Raw genomic sequence first — 25,322 nt, 5'->3', positions numbered from 1 at the left:
GGAACGGGATAAAATGATTGTAAAAACAGAAGAAGAATTAACAGCACTAAAAGATATTGGATATATCTGCGCACTAGTTAGAGACAAAATGCAAGAAGCTACTACACCTGGCATCACTACTAAAGAACTTGATGATATCGCAAAAGATTTATTTGAAGAACACGGTGCTATCTCAGCACCAATTCATGATGAAAACTTTCCAGGTCAAACTTGTATCAGCGTTAACGAAGAAGTGGCACATGGTATTCCTGGAAAACGAAAAATTCGTGAAGGTGACTTAGTAAATATTGATGTTTCTGCATTGAAAAATGGGTATTATGCTGACACTGGCATTTCATTTGTAGTTGGTGAAGCGGATAATCCATTGAAACAAAAAGTTTGTGATGTTGCTTTAGAAGCATTTGAAGCAGCTATGACAAAAATCAAACCTGGTGCAAAGCTGAGCCAAATTGGTAAAGCAGTTCACGCAACTGCACGTAAAAATGATTTGACAGTAATTAAAAATTTAACAGGTCATGGTGTTGGTCAGTCATTACATGAATCTCCAAGCCATGTGATGAATTATTATGATCCAAAAGATAAAACTTTGCTTAAAGAAGGTACTGTAATTGCTGTTGAGCCATTTATTTCTTCAAAAGCTACATTTGTCACAGAAGGTAAGAATGAATGGGCATTTGAAACTCAAGATAAAAGCTTTGTTGCACAAATTGAACATACGGTTATAGTAACAAAAGAAGGACCAGTTTTAACTACTAAAATAGATTAGAATAAGTTTCGGTCTAAAGTCCTAATATAAGATGGTTCCGGAGCCTATACTAATGGTTCCGGAAATTTTTTATAATAGAATCTAATCAATCATGAGGTGATTCTATGAATTATATTACGACTTATCTAGAAAAAATGACTAAACAAACTTTTTATTCAAGTTTAATTGAATATAGACAATATCTTGATAAAAAATTAAGAAGCATAGAAATGTACATAAATTATCTATTTGAAAGAAAAACTTATGTAGCTAGATTAATAGATCATTTAACATTATCTTTAGAAAATAAATATATCGACATTTTAGATGAATCTGATATTGAATGTGCACAAGAGATTGAGCACTATGATATAGAAAAAATTAAAAATGATTTGAATGAAATGGAAGCAGACTACGCACGTATTGTAGCCGATTTATCACAACAGGCAAAGGAAAAAGTGAATGTTGAAACAGAATGTGATTTAATCGAACAAATTAGTTTAGTCGCTTGAAGAAAGGTGGCGAAACATGACTCATAAATATATATCAACTGAAATGTTGATTGTGTTTACAGCATTAATGATAATAGCTAATTTCTACTATATTTTCTTTGAAAAAATAGGTTTTATTTTTGTATTATTATTAGGCTGCATATTGGTTTATGTAGGATATTTATATTTTCATAAAATACGAGGGTTATTAGCGTTTTGGATAGGGGTATTACTTATAGCTTTTACTTTACTATCCAATAAATACACAATTATCATATTATTTATATTTTTAATTGTGTTAATTGTGAGATATATATTTTATAGGTTCAAACCTTTGAAAATTATTGCGACAGAAGAGGCAGTAGAATCTCCAGAATTTATTAAGCAAAAGTGGTTTGGTGAACAACGTACACCTATTTATGTTTATAAATGGGAAGATTTACAAATACAGCATGGTATTGGTGATATTCATATAGATATGTCTAAAGCTGCTAATATTAGAGAACATAATACTGTAGTGATAAGACATTTTTTAGGTAAAGTGCAAATTATTGTGCCTTTAAACTACAATATAAAATTACATTTTTCAGCACTTTATGGTAATGCATATGTTAATGAAACATCATATAAAGTTGAAAACAATAATATTAAAGTTGTTGAAGAAACAAAAGAAGATAATTATGCTGTTAATGTCTACTTGTCAACATTTATAGGAGATGTTGAGGTGATTTATAAATGAATCACTACATAAGAGCAATAGGGTCAATGTTGATATTAGTTTATAGTACATTTTTCGCTATGTTTTTTATAGATAAAGTTTTTGTGAATATTATATATTTTCAAGGCATGATTTATACGCAAATCTTTGGAATACCAGTTTTACTATTTATTAACTTATTAGTTATATTACTTTGCATCATTGTTGGCTCAGTATTAGCTTATAAAATCAATCAACAAAATCATTGGTTACAAGACCAAATTGAGCGTTCTATAGAAGGGCAGACAGTAGGTATCAATGACCAAAATATAGAATTATATAATGAAACAATTGAATTATATCAAACGCTTGTACCGCTCAATCAAGAAGTTCATAGATTGCGTTTAAAAACACAAAATTTAACGAATGAATCATATAATATGAACGATGTGAAAGTTAAAAAAATAATTGAAGATGAAAGACAAAGACTGGCTCGAGAGTTACATGATTCTGTAAGCCAGCAATTGTTTGCAGCAAGCATGATGCTCTCTGCCATTAAAGAAACTGATTTGAAAGCGCCTTTAGATCAACAAATTCCAGTATTGGAAAAAATGATTCAAGATTCACAGCTAGAAATGCGTGCCTTGCTATTACATTTAAGACCAATTGGCTTGAAAGATAAATCACTTGGCCAAGGTATCAAAGATTTAGTGGTTGATTTGCAGAAAAAAGTGCCTATGAAAGTTGTACATGATATTGAAGAATTCGACGTACCTAAAGGTATAGAAGATCATTTATTTAGAATTACACAAGAAGCAATTTCAAATACATTAAGACATTCAAAAGGGACAAAAGTTACAATTGAATTGTTTAATAGAGAAGAATATTTATTATTACGTATACAAGATGATGGTAAAGGCTTTAACGTAGATGATAAGGTAGAACAAAGCTATGGGTTAAAAAATATGCGCGAACGAGCACTTGAAATTGGCGCAACGTTTCATATAGTATCACTGCCAGATTCAGGAACACGAATTGAAGTCAAAGCCCCATTAAATAAGGAGGATTCATATGCCGATTAAAGTATTATTTGTTGATGATCATGAAATGGTCAGAATTGGTATTTCTAGTTATTTATCTACTCAACCAGATATAGAAGTAGTCGGAGAAGGGCAATCAGGGAAAGATGCAATTGAAAAAGCACATGAACTAAAACCTGATTTAATTTTAATGGACTTACTGATGGATGATATGGATGGTGTAGAAGCTACAGAACAAATTAAGAAAGATTTGCCACACATTAAAGTCGTTATGCTAACTAGTTATATTGAAGATAATGAGGTGTACCGTGCACTAGATTCTGGTGTAGATAGCTATATTTTAAAAACAACAAGTGCCAGTGATATCGCTGAAGCGATACGCAAAACATATCGTGATGAATCTGTATTTGAAGCAGAAGTGTTGGTTAAGATGAGAAATCGTATGAAACAACGCGCTGAATTATATGAGATGTTAACTGAGCGTGAAATGGAAATATTATTATTGATTGCAAAAGGGTACTCAAACCAAGAAATTGCCAGTGCTTCACATATTACAATCAAAACAGTTAAAACACATGTGAGTAACGTATTGAGCAAATTAGAAGTACAAGATAGAACTCAAGCTGTAATCTATGCATTTCAACATAATTTAATACAATAATAAAAGCTAAAACCTAAGCAGAGATACAATAATGTGTGCCTAGGTTTTAGCTTTTTTAAATTTATATTCGAAGAAAGATTCTGTCGCTTAATCTACTCCGTTATTTTTTTCTTCTTCAATTTGATCAATTGTAATTTCTTCTGGTGTTTTACCTGCAACTACTTTTCTTTGATGCATAATTGCATTGATTTCAGCACCAATAATGATGATAAAACCAGTGATATAAAGCCATAACATTAATATAATAATACCGGCAATACTACCATATGTTTTAGAATAATTAGCAAAGTTTGAAATATAAATACCAAATAAATAAGAGCCGCCTAAAAATACGATAGTTGCAAAAATAGCTCCGGGTATAACCGAAAGCATTTTAATTTTAACATTTGGTGCTAACGTATAAAGTACTATAAATGCTATAAGTACTACAATAACAGGTAGTGCAAATCTAACTAAATTGAAAATCCATTTAACTTGATCACCTAAGCCTAAAGGTCCAAATAGCAATGACCCGATTTGTTCACCAAATGTAGGCAGTACAATTGCTAGTGGTAAGACAATAATTAATGCCAGTGTAAACACTACACTTAATAGTTTAGAAACAATAAAATTTCTGCTATCTTCTACGTCATAAGCCACATTAAAAGAATTCATCAAGGCGGTCATACCATTAGAAGCAGACCATAACGCTAAGATTAACCCTACAGATAAAATACCGCCACTTGCATTGCCCATAATATCGCCAATAATAGATGATACTTGTGGTGCGTAATCTGGTGGTACATGTTCCTTAATCATGCTTCTAATCGAGCTTTGTTTAATACCGAGGTACGGCACAATAGATAATAAGAAAAGTAACATAGGAAATAGTGATAACATAAAATAATAGGATAGTTGTGCTGATAATCCTGATGCATCGTCTTTTCCTATTCTATATACTAAATAAGAGAAAAAATTTGAATCTTTAGTATATTTTGCAGGCTTATTGATACGTGATACAAAAAATTCTTGATTGTCTTTTTTTGGCGATTTCGATTTAAATTCATTTGGTGTTATGTATATACGATCACGTTCAATTTGTTCGTTCTTATCTTTTTTGTTCTTTTGATCTTCCATTTCTTTAGTTTCATTCAGAAAATTAGAAGATGTTTTTTCATTTTTAGACATATCAAATCTCCTTATGTATTGATATTTTACGTATACAGTTTAATATACTGTAAAATGCATTAAAGGTAAATATGTGTTGCCATATTCTTTTGAAATAAAGTAACTTTTGAAAAATAAAATATCTTATAACAAATCAAAAATAAAGGAGGGTAGGAAAGAAATCAAAACTTATAAAGTAGATTTCCAATTCCCACCCCCGCTTGGATGACTAAGTTATATTATGCGTAAGTCATCTATGACGCTACACTTCAAACTATCATTATGAAGTGACTAAACGTTTTTTATATTCATTAGTCACGATATTATTTATTTAATTTTTCAAGCGATTATTTTTACGTTCAACAAATGTGTCTTTTGCATCTTTTAAGGAACGCTCTAACTCTGGATTATTGCGTCTAATTTCTTCTATTGCATCTTTCCAATATGAGACTTCATCTTTTATATTAGAAATTGCTGAAGGTTTTTGTGAACGATTACCTTCTTTAATATCTTTAATTGATTGTTTTAATGATTGGCGTGTAGATTTGTCAGCAAGTGTTGCTGCGCCTCCTATTACAGCACCTAATAATATACCTGGAATTAATTTGTTTTGCATGATGTTGTTACCCCTCTCTTAAATTAGCATCTTTAATAATGAAATCAATTAAATTATCACAAGATGATTGTACCATTTTATACACGCCTTCGAAATTATTTGTGTAATAAGGATCTGGTACATCAGTTTCTGTCATATCACTGAATTCTAACAATTTAAATAATTTTCCTTTAATATTTGGATTAATATTTTGAATATCATCAACGTTGCTTTGATCCATAGCAATAATATAATCAAAGTCGTCGTTAGATTCAAATAGTTCACTAATCATACCATTAAATGGAATATTGTGTTCAGATAATATTTTTTGTGTCCCTTCATGAGGTGATTGTCCAAGATTCCATTTACCTGTACCTCTTGAAGTGACTTCTATACCATCGATACTTCTATCTTTTAACCTTTGTCGCATTATAGCTTCTGCCATAGGTGAGCGACAAATATTTCCAAGACAAACAAAAGCAACTGTAATCATATATTGACCTCCAAATTATATAATCCTATTTCCCATTTTAATGGTTTATTAATCATTTCTAAAGAGGAATTGTGATAAAAGTTTTACAAGGTTAGCAAATTTGATAAAATAAAGTAAAAAGAGGTGAGAGTAGTGACTAAAAATAACGAAGAAATGATTGAAGAAATTCGTGATCGTTTAAATCTAGTAAATCAAAGTTTAATCGATCCCGAAAAATATAAATCTGCTGATGAACAAGAAGTAAAAGAGGTATATGATTATGTAACGTCCAAAGCCTCATTTACGCCAAGTGAAGCTTCGGCAATTGCAGATGCACTTGGACAAATTCGTAAATAAGGGAGAGTTTAATTATGGGGCAATTACAACATAAATTGAAACAGTACGCTGAATTATTAGCTGGCATTGGCATGAACGTACAAGAAGGTCAACCAGTATTTATCCGTTCAAGCGTAGATGCTTTAGAATTAACGCATTACATAGTTGAAGCAGCATATAAAAGAGGTGCTTCAGATGTGAAAGTAGAGTATAGTGATGATCGCTTAGCACGACTTAAATTTGAAAATGAAACAGTTGATCATTTTGAAAATAATGAAGTTAAAGCTTACGAAGTTGCTAAACGTATGGATTATGTTAACCGTGGTGCAGCTAATCTCGCACTAATTACTCAGGATCCAGACCTATTAAATGGTATAGAAAGTGATAAATTAGCCACTTTCCAAAGACAATACGCTACAGCATATAAAGGTTATATGGAAGCAAGTCAGAAAAATCAATTTCCTTGGTGTGTAGCTGCCTTTCCGTCTAAAGCTTGGGCAGCACGTGTATATACAGAATTAACTGTAGAAGAAGCATATGAAAAATTTATTGATGAAGTGCTAGATATTGTACGTGTAGACGGAAACGATCCAGTGGCAAATTGGGAAAAGCATATTGCTAATTTAAGTAAGCATGCAGATAAACTACAACGTAAAAACTATAAGTCATTACATTATATCTCTGAAGGAACTGATTTGGAAATTGGTCTTCCAGAAGGTCATATTTGGGAAGATGCAACAAGTTATACAGATGAAGGTCAAGCATTTGTTGCTAATATCCCAACAGAAGAAGTATTCACAGCACCGCATCGTTTGAAAGTGAATGGATATGTGACCAATAAATTGCCATTAAGCCATAACGGTAATATTATTGATGGTTTTACACTTACGTTTAAAGATGGTGAGGTAGTAGATTTTAAAGCTGAACAAGGTGAAGAAGTGCTACGTGATTTATTAAATACAGACGAAGGTGCCAAACATTTAGGTGAGGTTGCTTTAGTACCAGATGATTCACCAATTTCAAATCGTAACACAATTTTTTACAACACTTTATTTGATGAAAATGCCTCATGTCATATTGCATTAGGTTCAGCTTATGGATTTAATATTGAGGGTGGCACAACAATGACCACTGAAGAAAAATTAGCACATGGATTAAATGATTCACTGATTCATGTCGACTTTATGATTGGTAGTTCTGATTTAACGATTTATGGTATCACTACAAGTGGTGAGCAAGAACTGATTTTTGAAAATGGTAATTGGGCTAACTAATCATTTGAAAATGTAGAAAAATTTGATCATGATATACTTATTTCAACTATAGTCATCATTATCGGGGTGGGACGACGAAATCTTTTTAATAAAATTAGATTTCTGTCCCACTCCTAATTTATATTTGTTTAAGTTTAAAAAAGGGAAGGAATATATTATGGGAACTACAAAAATGAAATCGATGTCTGAATCTAGAAGTGTTAAAGCAAGACAAGTATTTCCACAAGATACTAATCATCATCATACGATGTTCGGCGGAATGTTGATGGCTAACATTGATGAAATAGCAGCTATTACAGCAATGAAGCATAGTAACACACAAGTTGTTACAGCATCTACAGATTCTGTTGATTTTTTAAAGCCAATCAAAACCGGGGATATAGTGTCATATGAAGCAATGGTGTCATATGCAGGTACATCATCAATGGAAGTATGCGTACAAATTACAATTGAGGATGTTTTGAAAGATGAAAGGCACCTAGCAGCACTAAGTTTTTTGACATTTGTTGCCCTGGATAATGATGGCAAGCCAACACATGTGCCACAAGTGTATCCAGAAACAAAAACTGAAAACTGGTTTCACGAAACAGCATTAGCGAGGGTTAAACGCCGTAAAGAAAGAAGACAAGAAAGTAAAGAAACAATTGAGTTTTTAGCCAGTGTGCAACATATAGAATAAAGTTAGGGAATGTCTATTCCGAATATGGTGATTGAAATCCTGGTTTTGATTATGGATATTCATCATATTCGAAAAATAGACATTCCCTTGTTAATTGAAACTTTAAGCTCAGTAGATACGATTAATGCATAGGATACAAGCGATGCATATCTATTTCATTTTGTTTGAAATTTGTATCAGGGTAATACATATTTTTTACTAGAACATTTGGTCCTAAGCAATTAAATTTAGGACAATGGCAGTTAAGTGATTGTGCTAAAGGTGTCTTTAACCATGCATTAAAAACATCCGTGAGTTTATCATTTTTAATATTTGATAAAGCGCCATTTTCATCACCAAAATCAGTCACTATAATGTTTCCAGAAAACACATTCACGTTTAACCTATTTCTACCATCTGGGTCATTTCGCATCGTAATATTTTTGGAATTTCTTAATCTATGTAACAATGCTTGATCATCTTCATTGGTTATACATGGGTAAATAGGCAATGTTCCAAAAAGCATCCATATATCTGGGTGTCGAATATCTAATAAATGATGAATTGCTTCTTTTATTTCAGTTAATGATAGCACTTCTAATTGACTAGCAAAGTCAGAAGGATACATCGGATGAATTTCATGTCTTTGACATTTCATATCATTAACAATTTCATTATGTATTTTATTCAAATAGGGCCTTGTACTTTTGTTTAACATTGTTTCAGCAGAAATGAACATACCTTGTTCAGAAAGTGTTCGAGCGTTTGATAACATTTGATCATAAAGTCGTAATTTCGCTTTCAGTGGTGGTTGTTTTTCCATTGCTCCAAATCCAACTTCTGTAAATTCATCAATTGTTCCCCAATTATGTGAAATATGCATTACATCAATATATTCAGCAATATCTAAATATCTGTCGATAGGTAACGTTAAGTTTGAATTCATTTGAACATAAATTCCGCGATCATATGCGTATTTCAATAGTGGTTTCACAACATTTTTAATGGATTTCTTTGAAAACATAGGTTCACCACCAGTGATTGACATTGTTTTTAAATTTGGGATTTCATCCAAACGGCGATAAATTAAGTCCATTGGCAAAGGGGAAGGGTCTGCAGTTTGAAGAGTGTATCCTACCGCGCAATGACTACAGCGCATATTGCATAGATTTGTCGTGGTGAATTCAATGTTACTCAAAGTTAATGCATTATGTTCTTGAATATCATTATAGGTTTCCCATGGATCATTAAATATAGAAATAGGTTTTTTAATACTAGACAATAAAGATTTTTGATATGTCATTTTAAACATCCTTTTATTAAAGCTTGGTTTAGGTTTAAATATATGAAATGGTTAAACATATAGAAATTATTCTAATTTAGTTAAATTATTTCAGTTTATAATTATTAAGACTTTGGCAAAATTTGTCAAATCCATGTTAGTATAATAATATCTGAAAAAAAGGAGTTACTAATATAATGGATGACAATCAAACAATAGATCAAATAAAAAAGAGACTAGAAAAATTTATGAATGATATCGATCATGTAAACCCTAACGAAGTTAAAGTAGAAGACATAGATGAATGGATTGGTTTATTAGATCAATTAGAAGAAAAAGTTAAATCAGTTTCGAAATCATCAGATTAAATTTCGGGGTATTAAAAGTTTTTATGTTTAAAAAACGCTAGTTTCGTCTATACAGAGTATATAACATAAATATGGAAAGGTGATAATTCATGGCTAAAAAAGTAGCAATTATTGTAACTAATGAATTTGAAGATGTAGAATTAACAAGTCCTAAAGAAGCAATTGAAGAAGCTGGACACGAAACTGTTGTTATTGGTGATGAAGCCAATAGTGAAGTTGTTGGGAAACATGGTGAAAAAGTTTCTGTGGACGTAAGTATTGCTGATGCAAAACCAGAAGATTATGATGGATTATTAATTCCAGGTGGTTTCTCACCTGATCATCTACGTGGTGATTCTGAAGGCAGATACGGTACATTTGCTAAATACTTTACCAAAAATGATGTTCCAACGTTTGCAATTTGCCATGGACCACAAATTTTAATAGATACTGATGATTTATCAGGTAGAACATTAACTGCAGTATTAAATGTTCGTAAAGATTTAGCGAATGCAGGTGCACAAGTAGTTGATGAATCAGTAGTCGTTGATAATAATATTGTAACTAGTCGTACACCTGATGATTTAGATGACTTTAATAAAGCAATTGTAGATCAATTAAACGCTTAAGGAATTAAACGCTAATTGAATCATTGATATTTTAAAAAAAGAGGTTGTCTCTAATTTGATGAATTTACTTTTATGATACAAAAGTGGTTCATTATAAAATAGAGGCAACTTCTTTTTGCTTGTTATAGAAATTTTAAAATTTAAAGCGAGATTTGGAAATAGATTTGGTTAAATCGCTTATTATAATGCCTTGATAGGAGATACATATACACCCTTGGACTGATTTTTATGATTTACTATAGATAAAAATTCCAACTATTGATAAACTCACTTATAATGATATGAGAGCAATATAAAGGAGCTACCGCATGAAAAGAAGCGATCGTTATAAGCAAACAACTAAAAAATCTCAAACCGATACTGTAAACGAACCTCAATATAATACTTATTTTCAACCAGTAACAAAATCACAAAAACGTAAAAAAGGAAAAGGGCTTTTCTTTAAAATACTTATTCCAATTATAATTGTTTTAGGTATATTTATTGCTATAATGTATGCTTTGAGTACTCGTGCAGATGTTGATGAATTAAAAAAAATAGAAAATAAAGATTCGTTTGTATCTGTGTCAAACATGCCAGATTATACTAAAGGTGCATTTATAGCTATGGAAGATGAGCGTTATTATAAGCATCATGGATTTGATATAAAGGGAACATCACGAGCACTATTTTCAACATTAAGTGATAAAAGTGTACAAGGTGGAAGTACAATCACACAGCAGGTAGTGAAAAATTATTTTTATGATAACGAACAATCAATCACGCGTAAAGTTAAGGAATTATTTGTAGCTCATCGTGTTGAAAAATCATATAGTAAAGATGAAATACTCAGTTTTTATATGAATAACATTTATTACGGTAGTGATAATTACTCAGTAGAATCAGCTGCAAATTATTACTTCGGGGTGACGACAGATAAAAATAATCAGGAGTTACCACAAATTTCAGTTTTGCAAAGTGCGATTTTAGCAAGTAAAATTAATGCACCTAGTGTTTATAATATCGATGATATGTCCGATAATTTTATAAATCGAGTAAAAATTGATTTAGAAAAAATGAAACAACAAGAATTTATTACAGATGAGCAATACAAAAATGCATTATTAGAATTAGGTGTATGATTAAAGTTATATCACTAAGTATTAATAGTTGTATAAAATGAGTCGCCAATGACAAACTCCTTTCCAAGAAGTCATGTGAAAAATGATTACTTGGAGGGAGTTTTTAATATCATTAAAAATTTTAAAAGATACAATATATGTTAACTGCAATTGAGGTTAGGAGAATTTTTAAATATGTAAAGCACTATAAAATATATCGATATATGCAGATTAGGTATGCTATTTCGTGAAAGGATTATACTACAAACCATGTTATAATTTGTACATAATCATAGTGAAGTTGTAGTTTGCAAATAAAAATCACTATAATTCCATTCATAATCAATATAAGTTATTCTTATAAGTGGAGTGAAGATAATGTCGAAAATCACAAAAATAGAAGTTCAAAAAAATAATAAAGACCGTTTTAATCTATATTTAGATGATGAATTTGAGATGGGTATTGATATTGATACTTTTGTATATTTCAACCTTAAAAAAGGACAAATCGTTGAAGCATCAGATATGGAAAAAATTCAAAATTATGAGCAATATAGACAAGCAATTAATATAGCGATTCAATATTTATCATACAGAAAAAGAACTGATCACGAAGTATCACAACATCTGGCAAAAAAAGATATTTCAGAAAGTGTTATTGCAAATGTATTAGATTATTGCCATAAACAAAATTTAATAGATCATAAAGATTATGCTAATAGTTTAAAAAATACGATGATTTTAACTACAGATAAAGGGCCTGAAATTTTCAAACAAAAACTACGTGAAGCTGGTATAGAACAAAATATCATTGACGAATATGCGCTTTTATATGATGATGAGCAACCTTTAGATAAGGTCATAAAATTAGCAAATAAAATATTGAAACAAAAAAAGGGACCACAAATAAAGCGTAAAGAAAAGCTGAAACAATCTTTAATGCAAAAAGGTTACACATTTGAAACGATTAATATCGTTATGGAAGAGTTAGATTTTTCACAATCAGAAGAAACATTAGATATGTTATTACAAGATGATTTAGAAAAAGCGTATATTAAAACTTCAAAAAAATATACAGGTAGAAAATTGGTCAATAAAACAATTGAAACACTTATGAGAAAAGGTTATCAATATGATAAAATAAAAGCTAAACTAGAAGAGAGTGGTATTGAAGATGGAACAGAAGAAATTGAGTGAAATGAGCGAAATAGAATTACGTCATGAAATTCAAGGATATAAAGAACAAATGCGCAAAGCAGAAATGAATGGCATTTATAATGAGTATGACGTATATGCAAGTAAAGCAATCATAGCGGAAAGTTATTTAGTAGATAGAAATGAAGTAGAACTTGGAAAAATTTATAAATTAAATGATGGTACTGGAAGTTATTTTAAAGTAGAGCGACTTAAAGGAATATTTGCGTGGGGATTCAGAATCAATAGTTCAGAGCCAGAAGAAGGTTTACCCTTAGCATTATTAAAACTGTAGAAGGATGAAGATAGCATGGGTAGTTCAATTATTTTAAAGTTACTTAATGTAACACATTACTATAGAAATAAAAAATCAAAAAAGTGGTATCAACCTTTTGGTTATGGTGCAGATAACATAGAGTTAAATAATATTAATCTACATATCTATCAAGGTGAATCACTTGGAATTATCGGTGAACCTGAGTCTTCAAAATCTCTTGTAGGTCGGATTTTAAGTGGTGAAATCAAACCTGATAAGGGTAGAATTGTGCGTAAAACAGATTTGTTTTATGCAGATATAGACGATAAATATTCACAAAATATATCAGTTAATGATTACATATCAAATGCAGTTACGCTATTCCCATACAAAGTAAATACGCATAAAGTCGAACAAATCTTAAAATATGCACATGTCGAAGAACAAAGTGATACTCCTATATGTGAATTATCAGATGAAACATATGCACGTATACTTTTTTCACTTGCCAGAACATCTAAAGCAAGTATTATCATTTTTAATAAAATACTGCAAAATTTAACAGAGGAATATTTTGAAAAAGCAATTGAACTATCAGACGAATACATAAATAATAATTTAACTGTTGTTATGATAGATGACAATGTTGAAAGAGTTAGTAAAGCAAGTAATTATATAGCATGGGTTTCGCATGGCCAACTTAGAATGGAAGGTTCTATTAACCAAGTCATTCCTGTCTTTAATGATCATGAGAAAGATAGAGTATCTTTAGAAAGTAAAGAAGAAAAACAAAACTTTGATTTGGATTGGAAAAAGAGCAGAGCACGTACGCCAGAATTAACATATAATTTCAAACGTATTGAAAGGTATAATCACGTCAAACCCCCGATTGTATTAGTCAGGTTCTGGACATTTATTACTATTTGTATCTTAGGGATGGTTTTAACAGCGGTACTAATGTTTAATGATATTGGAAAAATTGAAATTGGACAAAACGAGGATCAGGCTTCTATTCAGAATCAACCAAAAAATCCTTATGAAGATAAACTATCATACGGAATTGTATTAGATGATTCAGTTAAATTAGATAATTTTAAGAATGGTAAAGATTTAAGTCCAAGCAAATATGCTTTGCTTACAATAACAGGTGAAAATACTAAAAATTATCGCGTTAGTGTCGATAATCAGTCTTATAAAGTTGGTAAAAAAGATATACGTTATTTTGATCCAGCTGGTTTATTTGAAGAACATAGTGGTGATACACTCGCGCCATTTATGAGTAAAAATTACAGTAATTATTACGAATTTTTTAATAGTCACTTACATAAAAAACATGGTACTGTGACTGATTCGCTAGTTCCAGAAGAAGGGAAAAATGATCGTTTTATTGTTCCTATCGTTCAACAACCGATTGCTATGATATTTAATGATCAAAATAAACTCTCTGGATTTACAATTCCGATGAAAGATAAAGCGAAGTTAAAAGATAAATTTAATATTGATAATAACTTCTGGATTACTAAATCAGGTGATGGTTATTTCATGGCAGATTTTAAAAATGATAAATGGATATATATTGAATTGTAGGTGTAGTAAATGATAGATAATCTAATTAATTTTTATAAGAATGCACCATTTTTAAGTAAACATTTGTATCATCGGTTAAAGGGGCAATGGAAATGGTTTGTTATACCATTTATTAGTAGCATCCTATTATTATGTTTGTTAATGTTTATATTTAATGTGAATGGTACAGAAGAAATAAAACAAGCACGTGGCTATTTTAGGTTAGCAGCATTAATAAGTTTTTCATTTATTTGGGTAGCTATTTATCAAAGTTATCAATTGTTTAAAAAAGAGTATTTTACTGCGAAAGTTTTTAATTTAAATCCCATTTTCCAAACTATTATGATAGCTATTATTTCTAATTTATTGATGTTTATTGCATTAATGATGATTATCATAATGACACCAGTTAACATAGAAAGTTCTATCCCATCGACAATATATTTTGTCGTTATGTCAATTATTTTTGTTGTAACTATCTCTACGGTATTTGGTTTACTGACTATTACCAAAAATAATGTAAATATCATATTTTATATATTATCAGTAATCATGTTCTTTATCGTACCGATTGTGTTTATCCCGTCCAGTAATTCAACTGTAATTTCACATATTTTAATGTTAAATCCGTTGTTTTATCTTATAGAGGGAATTTCACAGTCAGTTGTTTTAGGCGCATTAAGTTTAAATAATATACCGTACCATTTATATTTTATATTTTTAATGGCTACAGTTTGTGCAGTTATATTTGCTATGTATCGAATGACTGCGTATCAAAAATTCAGATTTAGAAATGGCCAAGTAGAAAAAACGTCTGATACTAAATTAAAAAACGAGACAAATCATAACGAAAACGTAACTGCTCAAGATACAAACACAAATCATAAATAGTGATATTATATTTTAATTATGTATCTTCAATATAATATTAAAGGCTGAGACACAATCATGTGTCCCAGCCTTTGTTATTATCAATAAAATATCATTTAGCAAATAATTTTCTTTGTAGTTTATCTTCACTAAACACCCAACCAATATAAGAATGATCAATATTCATAAACTCATCTAAATGTGCGATTGCTACAAATGAATAGTGTCCATTCTTGAGATAGCGTAAATCAATCAATCTAATTTCTGTCGTATCATCATCTAATTTTCTAGCTTGCCAACGATAAATAGATGAGAAGTTAAGGAAAGTTTTAATATTTTTATCATCTTCAACAAACTGCATTAAATCATTACTAGGAAAAGAATGACGTTCTGATTTATCACTGAAAACGATGTTTCTACCATAACTTCGTCCAACATAATCGTGATTTTCTGTTTGAATAGCTACGCGCCATTCCATAAATCGTATGGTAGGTGCAACAAAAACTTTAACAGGATTATGTTCTTGCTTTATCTGTTTAAGCGCTTGTTGTTTAATGATGGCTTGCATTCTAAAACGAATAATATAATAAACAACAAGAATAGCAAAAATAGGAAAGAATGAAATGTAAGGATGTAAGCCCAATATCCAAAGTATAATGCCGACACACCAAAGGATGAATATGATAGGATCAAACGTATTGATTACACTGAGTTGAATCCATTTATTTGTGATGGGTCTGAGCGCCTGAGTTCCATAAGAATTAAATATATCTACAAAGACATGAAGAAAAACTGCAAGCTGAGCCCATAACCAGATATGGCTAGCATCAATATTTTTGAAAAATGTAAAAATAAATAAAGTTATAAGTAATGGCCACAAAATCGTAAAAGGTATTGAATGTGTTATACCTCTATGATTTGATATATAAGTAGCATTATCTTTAAGTTTTAAAACTGTATCACCATCTGGTATCAGTGAACCAATGATTAGAGTAGTTGCTGTTGCTGCAAATGAGCCAGTCATTGCAGGATCTTGTGTTGCCAAAGCGGTTAATCCAATACCCATGACAATATGCGTACCTGTATCCATAAGTATCCTCTCATTTCATTTCAATATTATTTCTATTATAATCTAATATACTAAATAATAAAATTAACATACTAAAATGAAGAAAAAAAGTTTTAGAATCACATAGAGAAAGAGATGTATAACATGTATAATGAATCGCAATTTAAAAATAATCTCGTAAAATGGTTTGAGAAAAATCAGAGACAAATGCCTTGGAGAGAAACTAAAAATCCATACTATATTTGGTTGAGTGAAGTAATGTTACAACAAACCCAAGTGAAGACAGTTATCGATTATTATCATAAATTTGTAAATAGGTTTCCAACAATAACGGATTTAAGTAATGCACATGAAGATGAAGTGCTTAAATATTGGGAAGGGCTTGGTTATTATAGTCGTGCACGTAACTTTCATACTGCGATAAAAGATGTAGCAATGAATTATAATGGTGAAGTCCCCAATGACCCTGAGCGCTTTGGAGAACTTAAAGGTGTGGGTCCATATACGCAAGCAGCAGTCATGAGTATTGCTTTCAATCTTCCGTTAGCAACAGTAGATGGTAACGTGTTTAGAGTTTGGTCAAGATTAAACAATGATCATCGTGATACCAAATTACAAACCACAAGAAAAGCATTTGAAAAAGAATTGGAAATTTATGTACAAGAAGATTCAGGAACTTTTAATCAAGCTATGATGGAACTAGGTGCATTAATTTGTACACCTAAAAACGCGTTATGTATGTTTTGTCCTGTCCAAGAACATTGTGAAGCTTTTGAACAAGGAACAGTTGAACAGTTACCTGTAAAAACTACGAAAGTGAAGAAAAAACATATCAAACAAAATGTATATATCGTGAGTAACGAAAATGGCGATTTATTAATTGAAAAAAGAACTCAAAAACTTTTGAATAATATGTGGGAATTTCCTATGTATGAAGCGGAAAGTAATGAAAATATTAATACACAGTTATCTACAGAAATTCAATTTCAAACTAAACCTGTTTATTCATTAAAACATCAATTCACACATTTAACTTGGGATATTGATGTGTATTTATCTCAAAGTTACGTTAGACAACAAGATATTACATTAACCGACAACATGGTGTGGATGCGTGTTAATGATAAAGATGAATATAACTTCCCAGTAAGTATGTCAAAAATATATAATTTTTTGCTAACAAATATTTAAGGTCGTTCTGTCATCGTTAATTATGTTATAATTCAATATGTGAAATCAGAAAAGGTGGTGTGGAGCATGGTTAAAGAGTCCATACCTAAAGAGGGTCAGACGATAAAAATTCAAAGTTATAAACACGATGGAAATATACACCGTGTTTGGTCTGAAACAACTATTTTAAAAGGTACGGATCATGTTGTCATTGGTGGTAATGACCATACATTGGTAACAGAAAGTGATAATCGCACATGGATTACAAGAGAACCTGCAATTGTATACTTCCATTCCGAATATTGGTTTAATGTTATTTGTATGTTTAGAGAAGATGGTGTTTATTATTATTGTAATTTATCTTCACCATTTGTATGTGATGAGGAAGCTCTAAAATATATAGATTACGATTTAGATATTAAAGTTTATCCCAATGGTAAATATCATTTATTAGATGAGGACGAATATGAGCAACATATGCGCCAAATGAATTATTCATCTGATATTGATGTGATTTTACGAAGAAATGTAGATATTCTTCAACAATGGATTGAACAGAAAAAAGGTCCATTTGCACCAGACTTTATTAAAGTTTGGCGTGAAAGATTCAAAAAAATTAGAGATTATTAAGCATATTTAATGTATTTGATAGTTATATTCGATATAGTTATGTAGGTATATATGATACAAGTTAATTGTATAGAATAAAAATTCATAGCAAATGCTTAACTAAATCATCTGATTGTAGATAATTGTATTAACAGCCTCGTTGAATTTCAGCGAAGGCTGTTTCATTTGCTGAAATAAGCAAGGAGGTATAGTTTGTATGATTCGCAGATATATACAATTCGTAAAACCATATAAATGGCGGATCATTGCCACAATTCTTGTAGGTATATTAAAATTTGGTATTCCAATGCTCATTCCGTTATTAATTAAATACGTTATTGATGACATTATCAATAATGGTGCAATTTCGGTAGAAGAAAAATTTACTAGATTGGGAATTGCGCTAGGAATAGCCTTATTTATTTTTGTAATCGTAAGACCACCTATAGAATTTTTAAGACAATATTTAGCTCAGTGGACAAGTAATAAAATATTATATGATATTCGTAAACGTCTATATAATCATTTACAAGCACTAAGTGCAAGATTTTATGCTAATAACCAAGCTGGGCAAGTTATTTCAAGAGTAATTAATGATGTTGAACAGACAAAAGATTTCATTTTAACAGGACTTATGAATATTTGGCTTGATTGCATAACAATCATCATAGCCTTATCAATTATGTTTGTATTAGATGTGAAATTAACACTGGCTGCAATTATTGTATTCCCAGTTTATATTCTGACTGTCTATTTCTTCTTTGGACGTTTAAGAAATTTAACACGAAAAAGATCACAAGCTTTGGCTGAAGTTCAAGGTTTTTTACATGAACGAGTACAGGGCATGTCAGTCATTAAAAGTTTTGCGATAGAAGATAACGAAGCGGTTAACTTTGATAAGCATAATAGTAATTTCTTACAACGCGCATTTACACATACAAGATGGAATGCTTATTCGTTTTCTGCAATTAATACAGTGACGGATTTAGGCCCTTTAATTGTAATAGGTTCTGGTGCAGTATTAGCTATCAACGGTTCCATTACAGTAGGTACACTCGCTGCATTCGTGGGTTACCTTGAGCAATTATTTGGTCCATTACGTAGATTGGTTTCTTCATTTACTACGTTAACTCAAAGTTTTGCTTCAATGGACCGTGTGTTCCAGCTAATGGATGAAGGTTATGATATTAAAAATAAAAAAGGTGCCTTACCGTTAGAAATTAAAGAAGGACGTATTGAAATAAATAATGTGAGTTTTCAATATAATGCAGATGAATCTACGATATTAAACCATATTAATTTGGATATCGAACAAGGAGAAACAGTAGCATTTGTCGGTATGAGTGGTGGAGGTAAATCGACACTTATCAATCTTATACCAAGATTTTATGATGTTACAGATGGCGAAATCAAAATTGATGGTACCAATATAAAATCCTATTTAACGGGTAGTCTCAGACATCAAATCGGATTAGTCCAACAAGATAACGTACTATTCTCAGATACAATTAAAGAAAATATTTTATTAGGTAGACCCGATGCAACAGATGAAGAAGTCATTGCAGCTGCAAAAATGGCAAACGCACATGATTTCATTATGGAATTAACAGATGGATATGATACAGAAGTGGGTGAAAGAGGCGTCAAACTTTCTGGAGGTCAGAAACAACGCATATCTATCGCGCGGATTTTCTTAAATAATCCACCGATAATTATACTAGATGAAGCAACAAGTGCATTAGATTTAGAAAGTGAATCTATAATTCAGGATGCATTAAATATTTTAAGTAAAGATCGTACAACGTTAATTGTGGCACATAGATTATCTACAATTACTCATGCAGATAAAATTGTTGTTATAGAAAATGGTGAGGTAGTAGAAAGCGGAACACATCAAGAATTACTAGCGAAAAAAGGTGCTTATGAACATCTTTATAGCATTCAAAATCTATAAAAGCGATTTGCTGAATTTTGATTGTTTAAGTGCAGTTAATGTGTAAGAATAATTTTAAATTGAATAAAAGATCTAAAAAGACCAGAGACATTTTATATTGTCTCTGGTCTTTTTAGTTCAAATATTGATGGTTTTATAAATCAAAATCTTCTTCTTCAATTTCGATTTCACTATCATTAGAGTGATATGAGAAGAAACTGATAACTAAGCGATCCAAATGTTCTATAGTATAACGATATTCTTCAATAGCTGAAATAATCTGCATTATATTTGTAAACGAATATGTTGTTTGGTATGGATCTTTAATGATTTCTCGTTGAAAAGCATCCATTAAATCCTTTTTTTGTGGGTTTTCAATCTGACTATCAAAATGACTTATATCATATCGCGCTTTTTTTGAAATACTGATGAAAATTTGTTCGTGATAAGCAATGAGCAAATCTATTTCTAATTTTATTTGAAGTAACAACTCATTATTTAAATTATGAAGATCGTTTTGATAACGATTCATTCGTTTTAAAACATCGTATGCTTGCCGTGTACTACGCACGACTTGTTTAAATAGAATTTTTTTTCTATTTTGTGCATAAATTTGTTTTTTTGTCCAAGGTCGTTCTTCCTCATAGTATTCAAATATTTGCTCTAATTTCGTAATTCGTTTGCTTATTAGTCCTCTATCTTCTTTTATATGATGATATTCAGATGTATCATTTAACACAAGTTTGAACCATACAAAGATATCTGAACAAATGTTTAATGAATTATAATAAATTTTAGACTCGAATTTAGGGGGTAAGAATAAAAGATTAACTGCAGAAGAACTAATTACACCTACCATAACAAGGACAAATCTGTAAAATGCAGAAATATAAAAGTTACCAGTATGTGTTCCCATAATAATTAATGCAGTTATACTTGCAAGTGTAGCTACATGCTCCAAGTTAAAACGGAATAAAATAGCAATTAATAATATAACAGTAACCCCCATGATCACTGGATTATTACCAAAAACAGTAACCATAACTACTGCGAGTATAGCACCGATCAGGTTACCAATTGCTCTTTCAGAAATTGTTTTAATGGAACGAAAAACACTTGGTTGCATCGCAATTACCGCACTGACAGCAGCGATTGCTTTTAATCCTGCTTCATCAGGGAACAGAGAAGCGATAAACAAAGCAAGTATAATAGCTATACCTGTCTTCAGAATGCGTGCTCCTAATTTCAAATGTACCGCTCCTTCATATATTTAATAAAATTATGTTTATACTTGTTATACAACGATTCCCTATAAAATTCAAGTTTATTTCATTTGACTAAAAGCGTAATCTACAGCTTCTAATGTTTTATCAATATCATCTTTAGTATGTTCAGTTGTTAAAAACCAAGCTTCAAATTTTGAAGGAGCAAGATTAATGCCTTGATGTAACATGAGTTTAAAGAATTGTGCAAAAGCATCACCATCTGAATTTTCAACTTGATCATAATGTGTGACAATTTCATTTGTAAAATAAAGTGTTAATGCACCATAAACTCTATTGACTGTAGCAGTTATATTATGTTTTTGAATTAATTTATTCAAACCATCTTCTAATTGTTGACCTAGGCTATCTAAATGTTCGTAGATACCATCTTGTTCTAATACTTCTAATAATGCGATGCCTGCTTTCATAGATAATGGATTACCAGCCATCGTTCCAGCTTGATATGCAGGGCCTAGAGGAGCAACTTGTTCCATAATGTCTTGTTTGCCTCCATAACCACCAATAGGTAGCCCGCCACCTACTATTTTACCGAAAGCTGTTAAATCTGGATAAACTCGATATAAATCTTGGGCACCGCCAAAATGGAAACGAAATGCGGTAATGACCTCATCATAAATTACTAAACTTCCATTATTATGGGTAATTTCATTTACTTGTTCTAAAAATCCAGATTTAGGTTTGACCATACCAAAATTACCAACGATAGGTTCGACTAATACTGCTGCAATATCATCTCCCCAATAATCAATTGCTTCTTTATAAGACTCTATATCATTGTAAGGTACCGTGATGACTTCTTGAGCTACACTTTGAGGAACGCCGGCTGAGTCAGGTGACCCTAATTGAGAAGGACCACTCCCAGCTGCAACTAATACTAAATCTGAGTGACCGTGATATTGGCCAGAAAATTTAATTATCTTATTTCTTTTAGTATACGCACGTGCCACTCGTATTGTTGTCATTACGGCTTCTGTTCCAGAGTTAACGAAGCGAATCTTTTCTAATGAAGGGATAGCGCTACGTAATTTCTTAGCGAAATTTATTTCAAGCTCTGTTGGCGTTCCATATAATACGCCAAGTGCAGCTTGTTCTTGAATAGCTTTAGTTATATGAGGATGAGCATGACCAGTAATTATTGGGCCATAAGCTTGTAAATAATCGATATATTTATTACCATCTACATCAAATAAATAAGCACCTTGACCTGATTTCATCATTACTGGAGCGCCACCACCTACAGCTTTATACGAACGAGAGGGTGAGTTAACGCCTCCCAATATATATTCATTTGAGTAATTTTGAAGTCTTTCACTTTCTGTAAATTTCATTAATATCAACCTCTTTTATTTAATATTTTCGTTTATTATCGTATCATATAATTATTAGTAAAAAGAAATAGGGTGAGTTATTTGTTGAAAAAAGGAGATCAATTTCCAGAATTTAAACTTGAAAACCAAAACGGTGATATTATTTCTAATGACACATTAAAAGGATATAAAGCAGTGCTCTATTTTTATCCAAGAGATAACACGCCAACATGCACAACAGAAGCCTGTGATTTTAGAGACAATTTATCATATTTTAATGAACTTAAAACAAAAGTTTACGGAATTAGCGGAGATACAAAGAAAAAGCATCAAAACTTTAGCAATAAGCATAATTTAAATTTTGACTTATTGGTCGATGAAGATTATCAATTATCCACAGAAGTGGGTGTATACCAATTAAAGAAAAATTTTGGAAAAGAAACTATGGGAATCGTAAGAACTACGTTCGTTATAGATGAAGAGGGCATTATAATCGATGTCATAGAAAAAGTGAAAGTAAAATCACAAATGGACGAATTAAAAGCAATACTGGGGTGAGTAAAGATGAAGGCAGTCAGTTTAAAAAAATGGGAGAGTTGGAAAATGATTTAGTTGAAGCTTTTCCAAACGTCAATTTTATATTTACACATGGTGTTTCTGAAATTAATGACCATGATAAAAAAGATTTAGATATACTGTTTGGATATGATGGTAAATTAGATGAAGACTTCTTGAAGGAATGTCCAAATTTAAAATGGTTGGCTTGGTATGCTACCGGTGTGAATAACCTTCCTTTAGATTATATCAATAATCATAATATATTGTTGACGAATGGCCGTGGTGTTCATGCAAAACAAATGTCTGAATTTATTATGGCTTTTATATTAGATGACTATAAGAAAATGAAGGTTTCATTTATTAATCAAACAAATAAAAATTATGACTCAAAGTTAACTGGTAACAGAGTGAGCGGTGAAAAGCTTTTATTTTTAGGAACAGGAAGCATAGCTCAAAAAACAGCAACTATTGCGAACGCGATGGACATGATTGTACAAGGTGTGAATACAACTGGTCACCCAGTAGATGGCTTCTCAAAAACCTATACTATTAATCATTTATCACAAGCATTGGAAGAAGCGGATATTGTTGTAAATACGTTACCTGAAACGCAACAAACGATACATTTACTTCAAAAAGAACATTTTGAAAAGATGAAAGACTCTGCTTTATTTATTAATGTAGGAAGAGGAACAATAGTTGAGGAAAATGTAATAGCAAATGTTATGAGAGAAAACATCATACGACAAGCTTATTTAGATGTGTTTGAAAATGAGCCACTTAAACCAAGTAATCAATTATATGAGATAAATAACATTACAATTACAGCACATATCACAGGTAATGGTATAGAAAATAAACAAGAAGTAACTGAGATATTTAAACGCAATCTCAACCATTTTCTCAATAAGAATGCTTTAATTGAGAATAAAGTTGATCCAAAAACAGGATATTGATTGAAATGGTCTTTGTTTATTGACAATTCAATGATGCAACAGTTATATTAATATTAAGTAATAATAATTATTAAATAGAAAGATGGTGAGGGACATGAGTGCAGAGATGGAAACAGTTGAACATCAATTAGAAGATTCGATTGCGTCTTTAAGAGATAATGGGATAAGAATAACCCCACAAAGACAGGCGATATTGAAGTTTTTAATTGTCTCTGAAACACATCCCACTGCTGATGAGATTTATCAAGCACTTTCACCCGATTTTCCAAATATAAGTGTTGCAACGATATATAATAATTTACGTGTATTTAAAGGAATTGGCATCGTTAAAGAATTGCCTTATGGAGATGCTTCAAGTCGCTTCGATTTTAATACACATAATCATTACCATGTTATATGTGAAAATTGTGGAAAGATTGTAGATTTTCATTATCCACAACTAGATGAAGTTGAACAATTAGCTCAACACGTAACGAATTTTGATGTAACGCATCATCGTATGGAAATTTATGGTCTATGTAAAGAATGTAAAGATAAAGAAAAATTACAGCAGTAATTACAATTGAACAAATATAAAAGTTATTAAGATTCAAAGTGCCGCATTTATAATCATTTTATAAATGCGGCACTTTGTATTATTAAGAGATAAATATAGATTAATAAAAGTAAAAACACATAAGATGATATTTGTTGACAATGTATAGAAGGAATAGACACAAAATACAAATATTATTATACGTTTTAACATATAAATACATATAATAAATAATTAGTTATTACAAAGGTAAAATTTAACTAAAAAGTTATTAGAATTGAATTGACGTGTGAGATTAATCTTGATATTATATAAAAGTCGTCAAAACAAGATGACTTAAAAAAACAAACCAACCAAAAAATAATACAAAGTGTAAATTTGACACTTGTTAAAATTATTGAATGGTTATACAATATTAAATGTTGAGTTAACAAACGAAACAAACTTAATAATAACAAACAAAAATTTATTATTGACTTAACAAAAACTTAATGTTACAATTAATTCTTGTAACACATCAATGAACATTGAAAACTGAAT

General features: G+C 30.8%; 27 protein-coding genes and 1 pseudogene. 21 read left to right on the top strand and 7 right to left on the bottom strand.

Features of this window, described 5'->3' with window-relative positions; genetic code table 11:
* Positions 1 to 13 precede the first annotated feature (13 nt).
* The 5 genes from map (at position 14) to vraR (ending at position 3,634) form a co-directional block, all read left to right on the top strand.
* Positions 14 to 766 (top strand): type I methionyl aminopeptidase, encoded by a 753-nt coding sequence (gene map / locus KA873_RS12880; RefSeq protein WP_064264275.1) that lies wholly within the window; start codon positions 14 to 16, stop codon positions 764 to 766.
* A gap of 104 nt (positions 767 to 870) precedes the next feature.
* The gene (locus KA873_RS12875; RefSeq protein ID WP_019469613.1) at positions 871 to 1,257 is read left to right on the top strand and encodes a hypothetical protein; all 387 of its coding nucleotides are present in this window, start codon (positions 871 to 873) and stop codon (positions 1,255 to 1,257) included.
* A gap of 16 nt (positions 1,258 to 1,273) precedes the next feature.
* Positions 1,274 to 1,975 (top strand): cell wall-active antibiotics response protein VraT, encoded by a 702-nt coding sequence (vraT, locus tag KA873_RS12870; protein ID WP_019469614.1) that lies wholly within the window; start codon positions 1,274 to 1,276, stop codon positions 1,973 to 1,975.
* A complete protein-coding gene (gene vraS / locus KA873_RS12865; protein WP_019469615.1) occupies positions 1,972 to 3,015 on the top strand; it encodes a sensor histidine kinase VraS in 1,044 nt (347 codons plus the stop codon). The genes vraT and vraS overlap by 4 nt, the downstream gene beginning before the upstream one ends.
* Positions 3,005 to 3,634, top strand: coding sequence for a response regulator transcription factor VraR (gene vraR / locus KA873_RS12860; protein ID WP_019469616.1), 630 nt, complete (start codon positions 3,005 to 3,007; stop codon positions 3,632 to 3,634). Before vraS ends, vraR begins: the two co-directional genes overlap by 11 nt.
* An 87-nt stretch (positions 3,635 to 3,721) precedes the next feature.
* Here vraR and KA873_RS12855 read toward each other — a convergent pair whose 3' ends face one another.
* The 3 genes from KA873_RS12855 to KA873_RS12845 all read right to left on the bottom strand — a co-directional run bounded on the left by KA873_RS12855 (position 3,722) and on the right by KA873_RS12845 (position 5,868).
* Complete coding sequence (locus KA873_RS12855) at positions 3,722 to 4,801, bottom strand: YihY/virulence factor BrkB family protein (protein ID WP_107521367.1); 1,080 nt, start codon at positions 4,799 to 4,801, stop codon at positions 3,722 to 3,724.
* Positions 4,802 to 5,111: 310 nt separating this feature from the next.
* A complete protein-coding gene (locus KA873_RS12850) occupies positions 5,112 to 5,396 on the bottom strand; it encodes a YtxH domain-containing protein (protein WP_019469618.1) in 285 nt (94 codons plus the stop codon).
* Positions 5,397 to 5,403: 7 nt separating this feature from the next.
* Positions 5,404 to 5,868, bottom strand: a complete 465-nt coding sequence (locus KA873_RS12845; protein WP_064264281.1) for a low molecular weight protein-tyrosine-phosphatase — start codon at positions 5,866 to 5,868, stop codon at positions 5,404 to 5,406.
* Between the two features lie 132 nt (positions 5,869 to 6,000).
* Here KA873_RS12845 and KA873_RS12840 point away from each other — a divergent pair, with 132 nt between their 5' ends.
* The 3 genes from KA873_RS12840 to KA873_RS12830 all read left to right on the top strand — a co-directional run bounded on the left by KA873_RS12840 (position 6,001) and on the right by KA873_RS12830 (position 8,136).
* Complete coding sequence (locus KA873_RS12840) at positions 6,001 to 6,204, top strand: DUF1128 family protein (RefSeq protein WP_064264282.1); 204 nt, start codon at positions 6,001 to 6,003, stop codon at positions 6,202 to 6,204.
* Between the two features lie 14 nt (positions 6,205 to 6,218).
* The gene (locus KA873_RS12835) at positions 6,219 to 7,457 is read left to right on the top strand and encodes an aminopeptidase (protein WP_107505389.1); all 1,239 of its coding nucleotides are present in this window, start codon (positions 6,219 to 6,221) and stop codon (positions 7,455 to 7,457) included.
* A 157-nt stretch (positions 7,458 to 7,614) separates the two neighbouring features.
* Positions 7,615 to 8,136 (top strand): acyl-CoA thioesterase, encoded by a 522-nt coding sequence (locus tag KA873_RS12830; protein WP_064264286.1) that lies wholly within the window; start codon positions 7,615 to 7,617, stop codon positions 8,134 to 8,136.
* 121 nt (positions 8,137 to 8,257) lie between these two features.
* On the opposite strand, the gene yfkAB is transcribed toward KA873_RS12830, so the two are convergent.
* On the bottom strand, positions 8,258 to 9,418 hold the full coding sequence (gene yfkAB / locus KA873_RS12825; protein WP_107386308.1) for a radical SAM/CxCxxxxC motif protein YfkAB: 1,161 nt from the start codon (positions 9,416 to 9,418) through the stop codon (positions 8,258 to 8,260).
* A gap of 176 nt (positions 9,419 to 9,594) precedes the next feature.
* Here yfkAB and KA873_RS12820 point away from each other — a divergent pair, with 176 nt between their 5' ends.
* From KA873_RS12820 to KA873_RS12790, 7 genes are all read left to right on the top strand, one after another.
* A complete protein-coding gene (locus KA873_RS12820) occupies positions 9,595 to 9,765 on the top strand; it encodes an SE1561 family protein (protein ID WP_019469624.1) in 171 nt (56 codons plus the stop codon).
* An 89-nt stretch (positions 9,766 to 9,854) separates the two neighbouring features.
* Positions 9,855 to 10,373 carry a type 1 glutamine amidotransferase domain-containing protein gene (locus KA873_RS12815; protein WP_019469625.1) on the top strand — a complete coding sequence of 173 codons (519 nt, stop codon included), beginning with the start codon at positions 9,855 to 9,857 and terminating at the stop codon, positions 10,371 to 10,373.
* Between the two features lie 308 nt (positions 10,374 to 10,681).
* Positions 10,682 to 11,494: a monofunctional peptidoglycan glycosyltransferase SgtB gene (gene sgtB / locus KA873_RS12810; protein ID WP_107386309.1), complete on the top strand. Its 813-nt coding sequence runs from the start codon at positions 10,682 to 10,684 to the stop codon at positions 11,492 to 11,494.
* A gap of 357 nt (positions 11,495 to 11,851) precedes the next feature.
* Positions 11,852 to 12,670 (top strand): recombination regulator RecX, encoded by an 819-nt coding sequence (recX, locus tag KA873_RS12805; protein ID WP_107386310.1) that lies wholly within the window; start codon positions 11,852 to 11,854, stop codon positions 12,668 to 12,670.
* Positions 12,648 to 12,962, top strand: coding sequence for a YfhH family protein (locus KA873_RS12800; protein ID WP_064264297.1), 315 nt, complete (start codon positions 12,648 to 12,650; stop codon positions 12,960 to 12,962). The genes recX and KA873_RS12800 overlap by 23 nt, the downstream gene beginning before the upstream one ends.
* Before the next feature lie 15 nt (positions 12,963 to 12,977).
* Positions 12,978 to 14,510, top strand: coding sequence for an ATP-binding cassette domain-containing protein (locus tag KA873_RS12795; protein ID WP_107384528.1), 1,533 nt, complete (start codon positions 12,978 to 12,980; stop codon positions 14,508 to 14,510).
* A gap of 9 nt (positions 14,511 to 14,519) precedes the next feature.
* Positions 14,520 to 15,380 (top strand): hypothetical protein, encoded by an 861-nt coding sequence (locus tag KA873_RS12790; RefSeq protein WP_064264301.1) that lies wholly within the window; start codon positions 14,520 to 14,522, stop codon positions 15,378 to 15,380.
* 91 nt (positions 15,381 to 15,471) lie between these two features.
* Here the strand turns inward: KA873_RS12790 and KA873_RS12785 are convergent, their stop codons facing one another.
* A complete protein-coding gene (locus KA873_RS12785; protein WP_107384527.1) occupies positions 15,472 to 16,449 on the bottom strand; it encodes a metal-dependent hydrolase in 978 nt (325 codons plus the stop codon).
* Between the two features lie 123 nt (positions 16,450 to 16,572).
* On the opposite strand from KA873_RS12785, the gene mutY reads away from it, so the two are divergent.
* The 3 genes from mutY to KA873_RS12770 all read left to right on the top strand — a co-directional run bounded on the left by mutY (position 16,573) and on the right by KA873_RS12770 (position 20,161).
* Entirely contained in the window at positions 16,573 to 17,619 is a 1,047-nt protein-coding gene (mutY, locus tag KA873_RS12780; protein WP_107384526.1) for an A/G-specific adenine glycosylase, read from the top strand.
* Between the two features lie 66 nt (positions 17,620 to 17,685).
* Positions 17,686 to 18,228 carry a nucleoside tri-diphosphate phosphatase gene (gene ntdP / locus KA873_RS12775; protein ID WP_019469633.1) on the top strand — a complete coding sequence of 181 codons (543 nt, stop codon included), beginning with the start codon at positions 17,686 to 17,688 and terminating at the stop codon, positions 18,226 to 18,228.
* Positions 18,229 to 18,424: 196 nt separating this feature from the next.
* Positions 18,425 to 20,161 (top strand): ABC transporter ATP-binding protein, encoded by a 1,737-nt coding sequence (locus KA873_RS12770; RefSeq protein WP_064264307.1) that lies wholly within the window; start codon positions 18,425 to 18,427, stop codon positions 20,159 to 20,161.
* Positions 20,162 to 20,294: 133 nt separating this feature from the next.
* On the opposite strand, the gene KA873_RS12765 is transcribed toward KA873_RS12770, so the two are convergent.
* Together KA873_RS12765 and KA873_RS12760 are read right to left on the bottom strand one after the other, a co-directional pair.
* Entirely contained in the window at positions 20,295 to 21,389 is a 1,095-nt protein-coding gene (locus KA873_RS12765) for an FUSC family protein (RefSeq protein ID WP_064264309.1), read from the bottom strand.
* Between the two features lie 75 nt (positions 21,390 to 21,464).
* Complete coding sequence (locus KA873_RS12760; RefSeq protein WP_107384525.1) at positions 21,465 to 22,754, bottom strand: glutamate-1-semialdehyde 2,1-aminomutase; 1,290 nt, start codon at positions 22,752 to 22,754, stop codon at positions 21,465 to 21,467.
* 81 nt (positions 22,755 to 22,835) lie between these two features.
* Between KA873_RS12760 and KA873_RS12755 the strand changes: the two genes are divergently transcribed.
* From KA873_RS12755 to perR, 3 genes and pseudogenes are all read left to right on the top strand, one after another.
* The gene (locus KA873_RS12755; RefSeq protein ID WP_064264313.1) at positions 22,836 to 23,291 is read left to right on the top strand and encodes a peroxiredoxin; all 456 of its coding nucleotides are present in this window, start codon (positions 22,836 to 22,838) and stop codon (positions 23,289 to 23,291) included.
* Between the two features lie 6 nt (positions 23,292 to 23,297).
* A pseudogene (locus KA873_RS12750) lies at positions 23,298 to 24,247 on the top strand (NAD(P)-dependent oxidoreductase).
* Between the two features lie 94 nt (positions 24,248 to 24,341).
* On the top strand, positions 24,342 to 24,803 hold the full coding sequence (gene perR / locus KA873_RS12745) for a peroxide-responsive transcriptional repressor PerR (RefSeq protein WP_019469639.1): 462 nt from the start codon (positions 24,342 to 24,344) through the stop codon (positions 24,801 to 24,803).
* The last annotated feature ends 519 nt before the right edge of the window (positions 24,804 to 25,322 follow it).

Source organism: Staphylococcus sp. GDY8P45P (genome assembly GCF_017892745.1).
GTDB lineage: Bacteria > Bacillota > Bacilli > Staphylococcales > Staphylococcaceae > Staphylococcus > Staphylococcus cohnii.
The sequence above is the reverse complement of the archived record's forward strand: the minus strand, read 5'-3'. Positions and strand labels throughout refer to the sequence as shown.